This is a genomic window from Kitasatospora sp. Xyl93 (assembly GCF_055383135.1).
Map to the genome: position 1 here is coordinate 373,976 of NZ_AP029185.1, position 15,057 is coordinate 389,032.

General features: G+C 72.3%; 11 protein-coding genes. 8 read left to right on the top strand and 3 right to left on the bottom strand.

Features of this window, described 5'->3' with window-relative positions; all coding sequences use genetic code 11:
* Nucleotides 1-329: 329 nt before the first annotated feature.
* On the bottom strand, nt 330-1,319 hold the full coding sequence (locus ACZ5GH_RS01720) for a LacI family DNA-binding transcriptional regulator (protein WP_387748079.1): 990 nt from the start codon (nt 1,317-1,319) through the stop codon (nt 330-332).
* 499 nt (nt 1,320-1,818) lie between these two features.
* On the opposite strand from ACZ5GH_RS01720, the gene chvE reads away from it, so the two are divergent.
* From chvE to mmsB, 3 genes are all read left to right on the top strand, one after another.
* The gene (gene chvE, locus ACZ5GH_RS01725) at nt 1,819-2,913 is read left to right on the top strand and encodes a multiple monosaccharide ABC transporter substrate-binding protein (RefSeq protein WP_387748003.1); all 1,095 of its coding nucleotides are present in this window, start codon (nt 1,819-1,821) and stop codon (nt 2,911-2,913) included.
* Between the two features lie 93 nt (nt 2,914-3,006).
* Entirely contained in the window at nt 3,007-4,554 is a 1,548-nt protein-coding gene (gene mmsA / locus ACZ5GH_RS01730) for a multiple monosaccharide ABC transporter ATP-binding protein (protein WP_464333181.1), read from the top strand.
* 3 nt (nt 4,555-4,557) lie between these two features.
* Complete coding sequence (gene mmsB, locus ACZ5GH_RS01735; RefSeq protein ID WP_464333182.1) at nt 4,558-5,793, top strand: multiple monosaccharide ABC transporter permease; 1,236 nt, start codon at nt 4,558-4,560, stop codon at nt 5,791-5,793.
* A 149-nt stretch (nt 5,794-5,942) separates the two neighbouring features.
* Here mmsB and ACZ5GH_RS01740 read toward each other — a convergent pair whose 3' ends face one another.
* Both ACZ5GH_RS01740 and ACZ5GH_RS01745 read right to left on the bottom strand, forming a co-directional pair.
* On the bottom strand, nt 5,943-7,430 hold the full coding sequence (locus tag ACZ5GH_RS01740) for a SulP family inorganic anion transporter (protein ID WP_387747997.1): 1,488 nt from the start codon (nt 7,428-7,430) through the stop codon (nt 5,943-5,945).
* A gap of 119 nt (nt 7,431-7,549) precedes the next feature.
* Nucleotides 7,550-8,152 carry a carbonic anhydrase gene (locus ACZ5GH_RS01745; RefSeq protein ID WP_387747995.1) on the bottom strand — a complete coding sequence of 201 codons (603 nt, stop codon included), beginning with the start codon at nt 8,150-8,152 and terminating at the stop codon, nt 7,550-7,552.
* Between the two features lie 564 nt (nt 8,153-8,716).
* Here ACZ5GH_RS01745 and ACZ5GH_RS01750 point away from each other — a divergent pair.
* The 5 genes from ACZ5GH_RS01750 to ACZ5GH_RS01770 all read left to right on the top strand — a co-directional run bounded on the left by ACZ5GH_RS01750 (nt 8,717) and on the right by ACZ5GH_RS01770 (nt 15,035).
* Nucleotides 8,717-9,688, top strand: coding sequence for an expansin EXLX1 family cellulose-binding protein (locus tag ACZ5GH_RS01750; protein ID WP_464333183.1), 972 nt, complete (start codon nt 8,717-8,719; stop codon nt 9,686-9,688).
* A gap of 131 nt (nt 9,689-9,819) precedes the next feature.
* The gene (locus ACZ5GH_RS01755) at nt 9,820-10,350 is read left to right on the top strand and encodes a SigE family RNA polymerase sigma factor (protein ID WP_387747991.1); all 531 of its coding nucleotides are present in this window, start codon (nt 9,820-9,822) and stop codon (nt 10,348-10,350) included.
* On the top strand, nt 10,347-11,147 hold the full coding sequence (locus ACZ5GH_RS01760; protein ID WP_464333184.1) for a hypothetical protein: 801 nt from the start codon (nt 10,347-10,349) through the stop codon (nt 11,145-11,147). Before ACZ5GH_RS01755 ends, ACZ5GH_RS01760 begins: the two co-directional genes overlap by 4 nt.
* A gap of 571 nt (nt 11,148-11,718) precedes the next feature.
* A complete protein-coding gene (locus ACZ5GH_RS01765) occupies nt 11,719-13,236 on the top strand; it encodes a cellulose binding domain-containing protein (RefSeq protein ID WP_464333185.1) in 1,518 nt (505 codons plus the stop codon).
* Between the two features lie 14 nt (nt 13,237-13,250).
* A complete protein-coding gene (locus ACZ5GH_RS01770; protein WP_464333186.1) occupies nt 13,251-15,035 on the top strand; it encodes a glycoside hydrolase family 6 protein in 1,785 nt (594 codons plus the stop codon).
* Nucleotides 15,036-15,057 lie beyond the last annotated feature (22 nt).

A 15,057-nucleotide genomic window follows, 5' to 3' on the forward strand; every position in this document is an offset into this window, starting at 1 on the left:
ACGGGAGAGCTGTGTTGGCGCCTGTCGCCGGTGCGGTCGTCGGCCGGGGCAGGGCGGCGCGCACCGGCGACAGGCTTCGTTCCGCTACCTCTCCCTCTGAAGGGCGGAACGTGTAGCCGTCGGCCGGGCGACCCGGAAGCGGGATGACGGCGGCCCGGCCGACGGAGCGGAAGGGGCGTTGTTGTGAACGCTCAGGCAGATTGTTAGCGCTAACAAAGTGGCTGTCAAGGGATGTCGGCGAGGCCGGAGCCCGTACGAACGGAACCCGCCCGGGTCGGGGTTTCCGGAGGCGGGCGCGCCGCGGACCGGACCGGAGCGGCGCTACCGGTTCAGCGCCCGGCCGCCGGCCCGGCGCTGCGCCGCAGCACCAGCTCCGGGGAGATCTGCAGATGGGTCGGCGAGGACGTGGCCGCCTCCAGCTCCCCGACGAGCAGTTCCAGGGCCCGCCGGCCGAGTTCGCCGAAGTCCTGCCGCACGGTGGTCAGCGGCGGGATGAAGTAGGCCGCCTCCGGAATGTCGTCGAAGCCGACCACGCTGATCTCGTCCGGGACCGACCGGCCGGCCTCGTGCAGGGCCCGCAGCAGACCGAGGGCCATGTGGTCGTTCGCGCAGAACACGGCGGTGATCTCGGGCAGTTCGGCGATCCGCAGCCCCGCCTGGTAGCCCGAGCGGGCGCTCCAGTCGCCGCGCTCGACCTCGGGCACGGGGGCTCCGGCCGCCTCCAGCGTGGAGCGCCACCCCTCCTCCCGGTCCTGACTCTCCAGCCAGTTGACCGGTCCCGCCACGTGGTGCACGGTGCGGTGGCCCAGGTCGAGCAGATGCCTGGTGGCCTCTCCGGCGCCGTAGCGGTTGCCCACCGACACCATCGGCACCTGGGTCTGGTTGCCCGAACCCACCGCGACCAGCGGCACCGAGCTGGAGAGCCGGGCCACCGCGCTGACCGCGGAGATCTGCGGCGCGATCACCACGACGCCCTCCACGCCCTGGTCGCGCAGCCGGTCGACGGCCTCCTGGACCGAACGGCCGTCAAGCGAGCGCAGGCTGGTGACGCTGACGAAGTACCCGGCGCTGCGCGCGGCCTGCTCGATGCCGTCCAGCATCGACGCGGGGCCGTACAGGGTCGAGTCGAAGCTGACCACCCCGAGGGTCTGCGAGCGTCGGGTGACCAGCGCGCGGGCGGCGGAGTTGGGCCGGTAGTCGAGCTCCCGTATGGCCGCCAGCACCCGGTCCCGGGTGTCGGGCCGCACGTGCGGGGCGCCGTTGAGCACCCGGGACACCGTCTGGTGGGACACCCCCGCCAGTTTCGCCACGTCCGCCATCACGGGCTGGCGCGATTCCGTCCCGGTGCTATCGGTTCCCACTCGCAGTTCCCTCCTCGGCTGCGGACCACAGTACGCGACCTGGTCCGGGCCAATCCGTCACCCTCGGTTCGACCGGCGGCTTCTTCATACCAGCCGTGCGGGGCGCTCACATCTGCCGACATTGCCAAGTTAACGTTCACAGCCGCACCGCGAAGGTGAATACCGGGATCACCCGTGGGGCGACAGTGGCCGGTGGGCGGTCCGGCAGCCGGCGCGGCCGGCAGGTGCGCGCCCCGCTCGGGACGGCCGACGGGACACCGCGACCCAATGGTGATCCGACGCCTCTTGACGCCATCGTTGTGAGCGTTAACACTCATGTCACGCCAGGCCAGGGTGTCCGTAACCCCGATGCCCCACAGCCCCGAGGGACCACTCCCGGCCGGCCCCGCTCGACCGCTCCCAGCCCGCCCAGTCAGGGGACGCGCTGCGCCGGTCGCGGAACACCACTGGAGGAACTGTGCGGAAGATTTCGGCGGGCCTGGTCGCCGCCGGCCTGGTGCTCTCACTGGCGGCCTGCGGCCAGAGCGCCAACGGCGCCGGCGACGGCCCCGCCAAGGGGGACGCCAAGGGCGGTCTGGTCGGCATCGCGATGCCCACCAAGTCGTCCGAGCGCTGGATCAACGACGGCACCAACATGGTCAAGGAGTTCCAGGCCAAGGGCTACAAGACCGACCTGCAGTACGGCGACAACGTGGTGGAGAACCAGGTCTCCCAGGTGGAGAACATGATCACCAAGGGCGCCAAGCTCCTGGTGATCGCCGCCATCGACGGCGCCTCCCTCACCAACGTGCTGCAGAAGGCCGCCGACGCCCACATCCCGGTGATCTCCTACGACCGGCTGATCAAGGGCACCCCGAACGTCGACTACTACGCGACCTTCGACAACTACAAGGTCGGTGTCCTCCAGGGCGGTTACATCGCCGACAAGCTCGGGCTCAAGGACGGCAAGGGGCCGTTCAACATCGAGCTGTTCGCCGGCTCGCCGGACGACAACAACGCCACCTTCTTCTTCAACGGCGCCATGAGCGTCCTCAAGCCGTACATCGACGAGAAGAAGCTGGTCGTGCAGAGCGGCCAGACCGAGTTCAACCAGGTCGCCACGCTGCGCTGGGACGGCGGTGTCGCCCAGTCCCGGATGGACAACCTGCTGAGCAAGGCCTACACCTCCGCCCACGTCGACGCCGTGCTCTCGCCGTACGACGGCATCTCGATCGGCATCCTCTCCTCCCTCAAGGGCGTCGGCTACGGCACCGCCAAGTCGCTGCCCGTCGTCACGGGCCAGGACGGCGAGCTGGCCTCGGTGAAGTCGATCATCGCGGGCGAGCAGACCCAGACCGTCTACAAGGACACCCGCCAACTGGCCAAGGCCGCCGTCCAGATGGGTGACGCGGTGCTGACCGGCGGCAAGCCCGAGGTCAACGACACCAGCCAGTACAACAACGGCGTCAAGACCGTCCCGGCCCAGCTGCTCCAGCCGGTCAGCGTCGACAAGGACAACTACCAGAAGATCCTGGTCGACAGCGGCCAGTACACCGCGGACCAGCTCAAGTAGCCCGCGGGGCCCGACGGACGGGCCCTTGCCGAACCGGCGGTGCGGCGCCCCGAGACCGGCCCGCACCGCCCCGAACGATACGGACGCACACCCATGGCTGGACCCGTTCTCGAAATGCGGTCGATCAGCAAGTCGTTCCCCGGCGTCAAAGCACTCTCCGAGGTCAACCTGAGCGTCGCCGCCGGAGAGGTGCACGCCATCTGCGGCGAGAACGGTGCCGGCAAGTCCACCCTGATGAAGGTGCTCAGCGGTGTCTACCCGCACGGCACCTACGAGGGCGAGATCCTCTTCGAGGGCGAGCCCTGCCGGTTCAGGGACATCCGGGCCAGCGAGCAGCGCGGCATCGTCATCATCCACCAGGAACTGGCGCTGGTGCCGTACCTGTCCATCGCCGAGAACGTCTTCCTCGGCAACGAGCACGCCGCCCGGGGCATCATCAGCTGGCAGCGCACCCTCACCCACGCCGCCGAACTGCTCAGCCAGGTCGGCCTCGACGAGAATCCGCACACCCGGATCGCCGACCTCGGGGTGGGCAAGCAGCAGCTGGTCGAGATCGCCAAGGCGCTGGCCAAGAAGGTCAAGCTGCTCATCCTGGACGAGCCGACGGCCTCGCTGAACGACGAGGACAGCCGCAAGCTGCTCGACCTGATCCTCGAACTCAAGGCGCAGGGCATCTCCTGCATCATCATCTCGCACAAGCTGAACGAGATCGCCCGGGTCGCCGACTCCGTCACCATCCTGCGCGACGGGCGGACCATCGAGACCCTCGCGATCGGCCCCGAGGGCATCTCCGAGGACCGGATCATCCGCGGCATGGTCGGCCGCGACCTGGAGCACCGCTACCCGGAGCGCACCCCCGAGATCGGGGAGGTCGCCTTCGAGGTCGAGGACTGGAGCGTCCGGCACCCGCTCGACCAGCAGCGCATGGTGGTGGACGGCGCCTCGCTGAACGTGCGGCGCGGTGAGATCGTCGGCATCGCCGGACTGATGGGCGCCGGCCGCACGGAGCTCGCGATGAGCGTCTTCGGCCGCTCGTACGGGCGGTGGGCGTCCGGCCGGGTGCGGCTGCACGGCCGCGAGATCCGCACCCGGACGGTGCCCGAGGCGATCGGGCACGGCCTCGCCTACGTCACCGAGGACCGCAAGCACCTCGGGCTGAACCTCATCGACGACATCAGCCGGAACATCTCGCTGAGCGCGCTCGGCAAGGTCGCCCGGTACGGCCGAGTCGACCGGCACGAGGAGGCCAAGGTCGCCGAGTCCTTCCGGCGGACCATGAACATCAAGGCCCCGACGGTGTTCACCCGGACCGGCACGCTCAGCGGCGGCAACCAGCAGAAGGTCGTCCTCAGCAAGTGGATCTTCGCCGAGCCGGAGGTGCTGATCCTCGACGAGCCCACCCGCGGCATCGACATCGGCGCCAAGGCGGAGATCTACACGGTCATCGCCGAGCTGGCCGCGCAGGGCAAGGCGGTACTCGTCATCTCGTCCGAACTCCCCGAACTCCTGGGGCTGTGCGACCGGATCTACACCATGGCCGAAGGCCGGATCACCGGCGAGGTCGCCCGTGCCGACGCCACCCAGGAATCCCTCATGCGGCTCATGACCATGAGCGCCGCATCCAGCAACGAGCAGGTGTGAGGCATGGCCCAGACCGACATCATCCCGGATTCGTCCCCGAAGGCGCCGCAGACCGGCCCGAGCCCCTCCATCGGCTCCGCCCTGGCCGGCGCGCTGCGCGGCAACGTGCGCCAGTACGGCATGCTGGTCGCGCTCGCGCTGATCGTCCTGCTGTTCCAGATCTGGACGGACGGCATCCTCCTCCAGCCGCTCAACATCACCAACCTGATCCAGCAGAACGGCTACATCCTGATCCTGGCGATCGGGATGATGATCGTCATCATCGCCGGGCACATCGACCTCTCGGTCGGCTCCCTGGCCGCCTTCGTCGGGGCCGCCGCCGCGGTGATGATGGTCAAGCAGCACCTGCCGTGGCCCGTGGTGGTGCTGGCCGCGCTGGTGGTCGGCGCCCTCGCCGGCGCCTGGCAGGGCTTCTGGATCGCCTACCTCGGGATCCCGTCCTTCATCGTCACCCTGGCGGGCATGCTGCTGTTCCGCGGCGGCACCCAGATCCTGCTCCAGGGCCAGTCGGTCGCGCCGTTCCCCAAGGGCTTCCAGAGCATCAGCAGCGGCTTCCTCCCCGAGGTCGGACCGCACACCGACTACCACAACCTCACCCTGCTGCTGGGCCTCGCGGTGCTGGCCGTCGCGGTCCTCCAGGAGCTGCGCGGGCGGCGCCAGACCGCCTCGTACGGGATGGAGCCGCTCCCGCTCGGGCTGTTCCTGGCCAAGCTCGCCGTGATCACGGCGGCCGTGGTCGCGTTCACCCTGCTGCTGGCCAGCTACCACGGCGTCCCGATCGTCCTGCTGATCCTCGGCGCCCTGCTGGTCGGCTTCGGCTACCTGATGCGCAACTCGATCATCGGACGGCACACCTACGCCATCGGCGGCAACGAGGCCGCGGCCAAGCTGTCCGGGGTGAAGAGCAAGCGGGTCGTCTTCCTCGCCTTCACCAACATGGGCGTCCTCGCGGCGCTCGCCGGACTGGTCTTCGCCGCGCGCCTCAACGCCGGTACCCCGCAGGCCGGCATCAACTTCGAACTGGAGGCCATCGCCGCCGCCTTCATCGGCGGCGCCTCCGCCAGCGGCGGCGTGGGCACCGTCCTCGGCGCCATCATCGGCGGCCTGGTGCTCGGCGTGCTGAACAACGGCATGTCGCTGGTCGGCGTCGGCACCGACTACCAGCAGGTCATCAAGGGCCTGGTGCTGCTCGCGGCCGTCGGCTTCGACGTCTACAACAAGCGCCGCGCCGGTTCCTGACCGGCCGGGCTCGGGCCGGTCCGGGAACGCGGGCGGGGCCGGGGTGGTGAGATGCGCTCACCGCCCCGGCCCCGCCCGTCCGGCTGTCCGGCTGTCCGCAGGCACGGACCACCGGACGGCACGCTCGCACGCCGCAGGACGGCCTCCGGTCAGACCGCCGCGGCCGGGAGCCCGACCAACTCGGCGGAGCCGCTGCGGTTGTGGCGCTCCTGCCACAGGTCCAGGGCGCTGCGGCAGGCGTGGTCGAGGTGGCGCAGGCCGGAGAGGTCGAGCCTGACCGGGCGGTCCGCGGGCAGCTCCTCCAGGGATTCCAGGGTCTCCAGCAGCCGGGGCAGCCGGAGGAAGGTGGCGTTCCCGTGCAGGGTCACCCGGACGGCGCCGTCGCCCGGATCGGTGACGGCGATCTGCAGGTGCGAGGTGTCCCAGGCGCTCTTGAGCACCGCGAGGAGCAGGCCGAGCAGCACGCCCTCCAGCAGGTTGGTCACCACGATGGCCAGCGCGGTGACCGCCAGGATCACCGCCTCCCCGCGGTCGGCCCGCCACAGCGGGCGCAGCGTGCGGAGCGGGACCAGCTTGGCGCCGGCGTGCACCAGCACCCCGGCCAGGGCGGCGAGCGGGATGGCGGAGAGCGCGGCCGGGAACAGCGCGGCGAAGAGCAGCAGCCACACTCCGTGCAGCACCCGGGAGGCCTTGGTGCGGGCGCCGGCCTGCACGTTGGCGGCGCTGCGCACGATCACGGCGGTCATCGGGAGCGCGCCGAGGAGCCCGCAGACGGTGTTGCCGACGCCCTGGGCGAGCAGTTCGCGGTCGTAGTCCGTCCGCGGGCCGTCGTGCAGGCGGTCGACGGCCGCGGCGCTGAACAGGCTCTCGGCGGAGGCGATCAGCGCGAACGCGAGCGCCGTACCGAGGACGCCGACGCTGCCGAGCGCCGCGAGGTCGGAGGCGCCGGGCAGGTGGACCACCCCGGCGAGGCCGGCCACCCGGACCCGGGCCACGGGGAGGTCGAACAGGGCGGTGGCGGCCGTCGCGGCGGCGACGGCGGCGAGCGGTGCGGGCACCGTCCGGACCTTCGCGGGCAGCCGCGGCCAGAGCAGCAGCACCGCCACCGTCCCGGCGCCGATCGCCACGGCGGCGAGGGCGTGCGGGCTCCCGGCGACGTCGGCGGCCAGGCCCGGGAGGCCGGCCAGTTTGGCCAGGCCGTCGGCCGGCGCCTTGGCGTCGGCCAGGGCGTAGAGCTGGCCGGCGATCAGGACGAGGCCGATCCCGGCGAGCATCCCCTGGACGACGGAGACGGATATCGCCCGGAACAGCCGGCCGAGCCGGGCCGCGCCCATGGCGAGTTGGAGCAGGCCGGCCACGGCGGTGATGACGCCGAGGGCGGCGAGGCCGTGTTCCTGGACGGCGGCGAAGACCAGCACGGTCAGACCGGCGGCGGGGCCGGACACCTGGAGGCTGCTGCCGGGCATCAGCCCGGTCAGCACGCCGCCCACGATGCCGGTGACCAGGCCGAGTTCGGCCGGCACGCCGGAGGCGACGGCGACGCCCACGCACAGCGGGAGCGCGACCAGGAAGACGACGACGGAAGCGGGGAGGTCAGAGCGCAGAGTGCTCAGCCGAAGGGCGGGACGACGGGTCATCGGGTCCTCGGGAGAGTAGCGGTGCGGACGGTGTCGGTCCGGGGGTCGGTGGCGGCGCCGCGGCGCGCGGGGCGGGGTGTCCGCGCCCACCGGCGGCGGCACCCCGGTTCGCTGCGGCTTCACAGCGGCAGGAAGAGCCCGGCGTCGGGCCGGTGGGCGAGCACCAGCCCGGTGTGGATCTCGTAGAACCAGCCGTGCAGCCGGATCGCGCCCTCCTCCAGCCGCCGGGCCACGGCCGGGTAGCCGCGCAGCCGGTCCAGCTGGGCCAGGACGTGGCGCTGCACCGGCCCGGCGACCGTCGGGTCGAACACGTCCGGCCCGTCCGCGCCGAGTTCGGCCGGGTCGGCCTGGCGCAGCCAGGCACGGACGGCGGGGACGACGCTGAGGTCCTCGCCGCGGACCACGGCGCCGACGGCACCGCAGTGCGAATGGCCGCAGACCACGATGTCGCGGACGCCGAGCACCTCGACGGCGTACTCGATGGTGGCGGTCTCGCCCGAGGCGCGGTCGGCCCGGTAGGCGGGGACGATGTTGCCCGCGGTGCGGAGCTCGAAGAGGTCGCCGGGGTCGGCGTTGGTGATCAGGGCGGGCACCACGCGCGAGTCCGAGCAGGTGATGAAGAGGGCCTGGGGTGCCTGGCCGGCGGCGAGGCCGGTGAGTTCCCGGCCGGTGTCGCCGGCGCGCTGCGGAAAGGCGCGGGCCCGGTCGATGAGCGGATCCATGGGGTGTGCCTCCTTCGTGGCCCCGGCGGTTACGGCCGGAGGGGCGATGGTCGGGGCGGTGCCTCGGAACGGTGCCTCGGAACGGTGCGTCGGAACGACGGCCGCGGCACGCCACTGGGCCGCGTCGTCGTCGGTGCCGTCGCGGCAACCTGATGACGCGTCAAGAATGAGTAAAGCACGGCCATGGAGAGAGTAAAGACGCATTCCGGGCGCAATATGGGTCGATCTCGTTAACATCCTGTTGCCTCGAACGGCCTGGAGCCTTCCGCTCCGGAAAGCCGCCACCGGTCGCGCGCCCGCGGCCCCCGGTCCGGTCGAAGGGCTTCCGGACGGGCGGCAACCTCCACCGCGACGGCGGCAACTGACGGGCGACACCGTGGGCGGGCGGCCGAGCCGTCACGCCCCCGCCCGCGGTCCGGCCCGAAAAACCCGCGCCGGACCGGCAACCTTTCCCGCTCCGGCGGCCACTGAGTGGTGCGACGCCGACTCGATCTACCGAACTGGATGGGCATGAGGGCAACGAAGCACGCCGACCCGCGGGCGCGGCGGAGGCAGGGACTGGTCGTGGGGATTCCGGTGGCACTGGGGGCCGTCGGGGTGCTGGTGTGCCTGGTTCTCGCGCTCCTCCCGGGGAACGGGGGCGGTCCCGGCACCGACGCCGCGCGACCGGCCGCCGCCGCCGTCGCGGCCACCGAGGCGAGCACGCCACCCGGATCCGGCGACACCCCGGCCCCTGCCGCGCCCTCGGCGCCGCCGTCGTCGGCCGCCGCCCCCTCGCCCTCGGCCGCCGGCTCGTCCCCGTCGGCCGCACCGACGCCCACGCCCGCCCCCACGGCGCGGCCGTCGGCCACCACCGCCGTCCCCTCGCCCCCGGCCGCCACCGGCAGCGCCCGCGCGGTGCCGTCCACCGCTTCCCTGGCCGGGCGGATCAAGCCGGGCACGAGCTACCCCGGCGTCGCCACCTCCTACGACGCGGCCGACGGCAACGGCGCCTGCTCGTTCGGCCCGTCCGGCGACCTCATGGTCGCGGCGATGAACCACACCGACTACGAGACGTCCGCTGCCTGCGGGGCGTACGTGCTGGTCCGCGCCGCAGGCGGGGCGAGCATCACGGTGCGGATCGTCAACGAGTGCCCGCTGCCCTGCGCGCCCGGGCAGCTCGACCTGAGCCACGAGGCCTTCGGCAGGCTCGCCGAACTCTCGGTGGGCCGGCTCCCGATCACCTGGACGCTGCTGAGCCCCGGCTCGGCGCCGGACACCATGTCGGTCCGGTACAAGACGGGGTCCACCCAGTGGTGGTGCGGGATCCAGGTGATCGGCCACCGGAACCCGGTGGCCGCGCTGGAGGTCCGGACCGGCGGCGGCTGGCGGCGGTTGTCGCGCACCGACTACAACTACTTCCTCTCCCCCGACGGCGGCGGGTGCGGCGCAACCCTCAGGGTCACCGACGTCTACGGGGAGCAGCTGACCGTCGACGGGATCGCGGTGAAGCCGGACGTCGTCCAGCCGACCCCCGTCCAGTTCACCCGGCATTGACCGCGCCGCCCGCCCGTCGGTCGTCGACCGTGCCCCTCCAGGCCGGGCCCCGCCCCGCCCGGGAGCCGGGCACTGCTAGGCTCACACCGATTGTTAACGTTCACAATGCAAGGAGAGGGCGACCGGGGGACATGCTCCTCGATGACACCTCCGCGGAATTCCATGACTTCTTCGAGCGTCACCACGCCGAACTCGCCCGTCTCGCCCACCTCCTGACCGGCGGGGCGGACGCTGCCGACGACCTCGCCGCGGACGCCCTCGTCGCCCTGTGGCAGCGCTGGGACCGGGTCCGCGCGGCCGACCACCCGATCGCCTACGCCCGCGGGGTGGTCGCCAACATGGCCCGGGAGCGGATCCGCAGCGCGGTCCGCGAACGGCGCCGGATCCTGCTGTTCTGGACCCGCAGCCCCGACCGGACCGACGGACCGGACGTCGCGGCCGTGCTGGACGTCCGTGCGGCGCTCGCCCGGCTGCCGTTCCGCAAGCGGGCGTGCGTGGTGCTGCGGCACGCCTTCGACCTCTCGGAGAAGGACACCGCCGCGGCACTGGGCATATCGGTCGGTACGGTGAAGAGCCAGACCTCGAAGGGGATGGCCGAGTTGGAGAGAGCGCTCGGCGCGGGATCGGTCGGCGAACTGACGGCAGGGAGGAGGAACCGGTGAACGAGCACATCGCCCGGCAGCTGCGCGAGGCCGCCGAGGCCCACCAGCCCGACCGCGCCCGGATGCTGGCCCGCGTGCAGCGCGGCACGGCCGGTCCCGCCGTCCGCCACCGCGCCCGGTCGGGCCTGCGGTCGTGGCCGAGGGTCGCGCTCGCGGGCCTCGCCGCCGCCGGCGCCCTGGCCACCGGCGGACTCGCCGTGGCCGGCATCGGCTCCTGGACCCCGCAGCCGTCGGACCCCGCCACCACCGCACCGGCCGACCCCTCGCCGACGCCCACGCCGACGCCGACGCCGACCCGGTCCGCTCCCCCGCCCGCCGCCCCGGCACCGGCGCCCGCGACCACCGCGCCGCCCGTCGGCACCCCGAGCAGCCCCCGACCGACCCCGTCGGCGACCGCCCGGGCCCAGAACGGTCCGCTCTGGTCGGAGGGGTCGATCGACCCGCACAGCACCGTCTACTGGGCCCAGAGCAACCTCACCCTCAGGACCACCCAGCCGCTCACCTCGCTCACCGTCGAACTGCGCGTCGCGCAGACCGGCGACGTGCGCGACACCGGCAACTGGCGGACCCTGCCGGTCGACGACTTCACCGTCACCGTCCAGGAGACCGGTGGCGCGCTGGTCTACCGCTGGGTGCTCAAACCGGGCCGTACCGTTCCGCCCGGGCAGCACGAGTTCGCCGGCCAGTACAACCACGCCACCGGCGTGCGCGGTTCGGCGAACGACGGCTACCGCGTGGACGCCCAGTCCGCGGGCGGCTCCGCATCGGTCTGGGGAGGCTTCTCCCCGGGCCGCTGACGGGACGGTCGGCTACTGCCGAAGGGGCGGTCGACTTCTGCCGAAAGGGTGGTCGGCTTCCGCGGAAGCGGTCCGGGTGGATGCTCGCCCGGGCCGCTTCCGCCCGGACACGCACTCACACCGTCTCGTCCGCGGACACGACGGGGTGCCCGCTCGGTTGAACGGGCACCCCGGTCCGGGTTCGGATCGTCCGCGGCGAGGCGGCCGCCGACCCGGCCATCGCCTTGGACCTGGTCGGTCTCGGCGTCAGCAGCCCGCCGAACGCCGCCACCGCGCGCGACCTGGTCCGGTCGCGCCTGGCAGGGCGCGGCGAGGGGCGGCCGCCCGCGACTGGGTGACGGGCGGCCAGGACGTTCCACGACACGTGCTTCACCAGTGGGAGCGCTCCCACTGTGCGGGATCGCCGTGAGCCGGTCAAGAGGCGCGACGCGTCCGGCGCCTCTTCGCACGAATCCCGGCAACTCCCCTTTTCCTCGGCGGCAGTTGGCGCTACGGTCGGTGGCCACCAGTGGGAGCGGTTCCATCAGTCGGCGCGCCGGTAGCGGCGTGTCCTCGCTGCAAGGAGTCGCTCATGCGGCACCCCCCACCCCTCACAGCGCTGCTGGGCGGCGCGGTCCTCACCCTGGTGAGTGCCGTGTCCGCCGCGGCGGGTGCGGGCCCGGTCACCGCCGATCCGCCCGCTTGCTCCGTGGCCTACGCCACGGTCAACCAGTGGGACGGCGGCTTCCAGGCATCCGTCGCCATCACCAACAACGGTGCACCGACCAGCGGTTGGAGCCTCGGCTTCGACTTCGCCGGCGGCCAGCACCTCACCCAGGGCTGGAGCGCCAGCTGGTCCCAGTCCGGTAGCAGGGTCACCGCCGTCAACGAGAGCTGGAACGGCTCGCTCGGCACCGGCGCGAGCGTCACCATCGGCTTCACCGGCTCCTGGTCCGGCGGCAACCCCGCGCCGACCGCGTTCACCCTCAACGGCCTGGCCTGCTCCGCCGGTTCGGGCCCGTCCCCCAGCCCGACCGGCACCCCGACCCCGACCCCGACCGGATCCCCCACCACCACACCCACCCCGCCCGTCGGCGCGCCCGTGCTCGGCGTCAGCGGCAACCGGCTGACCGACCCGGGCGGCACCACCCGCCGGCTGCTCGGCGTCAACCGCTCCGGCGGCGAGTTCATGTGCGTCCAGGGCCACGGCATCTTCGACGGACCGGTGGACGACGCGGCCGTCCAGTCCATCGCGGACTGGCGGGCCAACACCGTCCGCATCCCGCTCAACGAGGAGTGCTGGCTCGGCCTGGACAACATCCGGCCCGAGTACCGGGGCACCGCGTACACCGACGCCGTCAAGGCACTGGTGGCCCGCGTCCTCGCGCACGGGATGACCCCCGTGGTCGAACTCCACTGGACGTACGGCCAGTACACCGGCAACTCGGCGGGCTGCCCGGACGTGCACGCCTCCTGCCAGAAGCCGATGCCGGACGCCCGCTACGCCCCGGCCTTCTGGACCTCGGTGGCGAACACCTTCAAGGACGACCGCCGGGTGGTCTTCGACCTGTTCAACGAGCCCTACCCGGACCGGGCCACCGGCACCACCGAGCAGGCCTGGGCCTGCTGGCGCGACGGCGGCAGCTGCCCGGGCATCGGCTACGAGGTGGCCGGCATGCAGGACCTGGTGGACGCCGTCCGCGCCACCGGCTCGCGCAACGTCGTGCTCGTCGCCGGGATCGCCTACGCGAACGACCTGAGCGGCTGGCTCGCCCACGCACCCTCGGACCCGACCGGCGATCTGGCCGCCGCCTGGCACGTCTACAACTTCAACTCCTGTGCCAACGAATCATGTTGGACATCCACCCTGGCCCCGGTCGCCGCCCGCGTCCCGCTCGTGGCGGGCGAGATCGGCGAGAACACCTGCGGGCACGCGTTCGTCGACCGCGTCATGAAGTGGTCCGACGACCGCGGGCTCTCCTACCTGGGCTGGACCTGGAACACCTGGGACTGCTCCTCCGGTCCCGCCCTGATCAGCGCGTACGACGGCACCCCCACCGCCTTCGGCCTCGGACTGCGCGACCACCTTCGCGCCCTCGACGGACACTGAAAGGGACCCCCACCATGAGCCGCACCACCCACCCCGGCCTCAACCGGTTGCGCAGCAGCCGGACCGCCCTGCTCGCCGCCCTCGGCCTGCTGACCGCGACCGGCGCCACCGCCACCGTGCTGTCCACCTCGGCGGGCGCCGCCTCGGCCGGCTGCCGGATCGACTACCAGGTGTCCAACCAGTGGGACACCGGTTTCGGCGCCAACGTCACCGTCACCAACACCGGTGACCCGCTGAGCTCCTGGACCCTGGAGTGGACCTTCGCCGGCAACCAGCAGGTCACCCAGGGCTGGAACGCGGCCATCGGCCAGTCCGGCGCCGCCGTCACCGCCCGCAACCTCTCGTACAACGGCAGCCTGGCGACCGGCGGTTCCACCTCCTTCGGCTTCAACGGCTCCTACAGCGGCGCCAACCCCGTGCCCACCGCCTTCAAGCTCAACGGCGTGGCCTGCAACGGCTCCACCACGACGCCCACGCCCACCCCCACCGGCACGCCCACCGGCACGCCCACCGCCTCCCCGACCGGTACGCCGACCACCCCGGCCGGCACCCGCGTCGACAACCCGTACGCCGGCGCGAAGGTCTACGTGAACCCCGAGTGGTCCGCGCACGCCGCCGCCGAGCCCGGCGGCGCCAAGGTCGCCGGCCAGCCCACCGGCATCTGGCTGGACCGGATCGCCGCGATCGCCGGCGCCAACGGCAGGATGGGGCTGCGCGCCCACCTCGACGAGGCGCTGCGCCAGAAGGGCGGCGGCGAGCTCGTCGTCCAGCTGGTGGTCTACGACCTGCCCGGCCGGGACTGCGCCGCGCTCTCCTCCAACGGCGAGCTCGGCCCGACCGAGATCGACCGGTACAAGAAGGAGTTCATCGACCCGATCGCGGCCATCCTCGCCGACCCCAAGTACGCGGGCCTGCGGATCGTCACCACGGTCGAGCTCGACTCGCTGCCGAACCTCGTCACCAACACCACGCCGCGGGCCACCGCCACTCCCGCCTGCGACGTGATGAAGGCCAACGGCAACTACATCACGGGCATCGGCTACGCGCTCAAGAAGCTGGGCGCCATCCCCAACGTGTACAACTACGCCGACGCCGGGCACCACGGCTGGCTCGGCTGGGACGACAACCTCGGTCCGTCCGCCGAGCTGTTCAAGCAGGCGGCGACCGCCGAGGGCTCCACCGTCGCCAACGTCCACGGCTTCATCGTCAACACCGCGAACTACAGCGCGCTCAAGGAGGACAACTTCACCGTCGACGACAGCGTCAACGGCACCTCCGTCCGCCAGTCCAAGTGGGTCGACTGGAACCGCTACGTCGACGAGCTCTCCTACGCGCAGGCGCTGCGGAGCAAGCTGGTCTCGCTGGGCTTCGACTCCAGGCTCGGCATGCTGATCGACACCTCGCGCAACGGCTGGGGCGGCGCCGCCCGTCCGGCCGGGCCCGGGCCGAAGACCACCGTCGACGCGTACGTCGACGGCGGGCGCTACGACCGGCGGCTGAACACCGGCAACTGGTGCAACCAGGCGGGCGCGGGCCTCGGCGAACGGCCGCAGGCCGCCCCGGCCCCGGGGATCGACGCCTACGTCTGGATGAAGCCCCCGGGCGAGTCGGACGGGGCCAGCAAGCTGATCCCGAACAACGACGGCAAGGGCTTCGACGGGATGTGCGACCCGGCGTACACCGGCAACCCGAGGAACAACAACCACATGTCCGGTGCGCTGCCGGACGCGCCGCTGTCCGGCGAGTGGTTCTCCGCCCAGTTCCAGGAGCTGCTGAAGAACGCCCATCCGGCGCTGTGACGCGGCGTTGAACGCCCCGGCC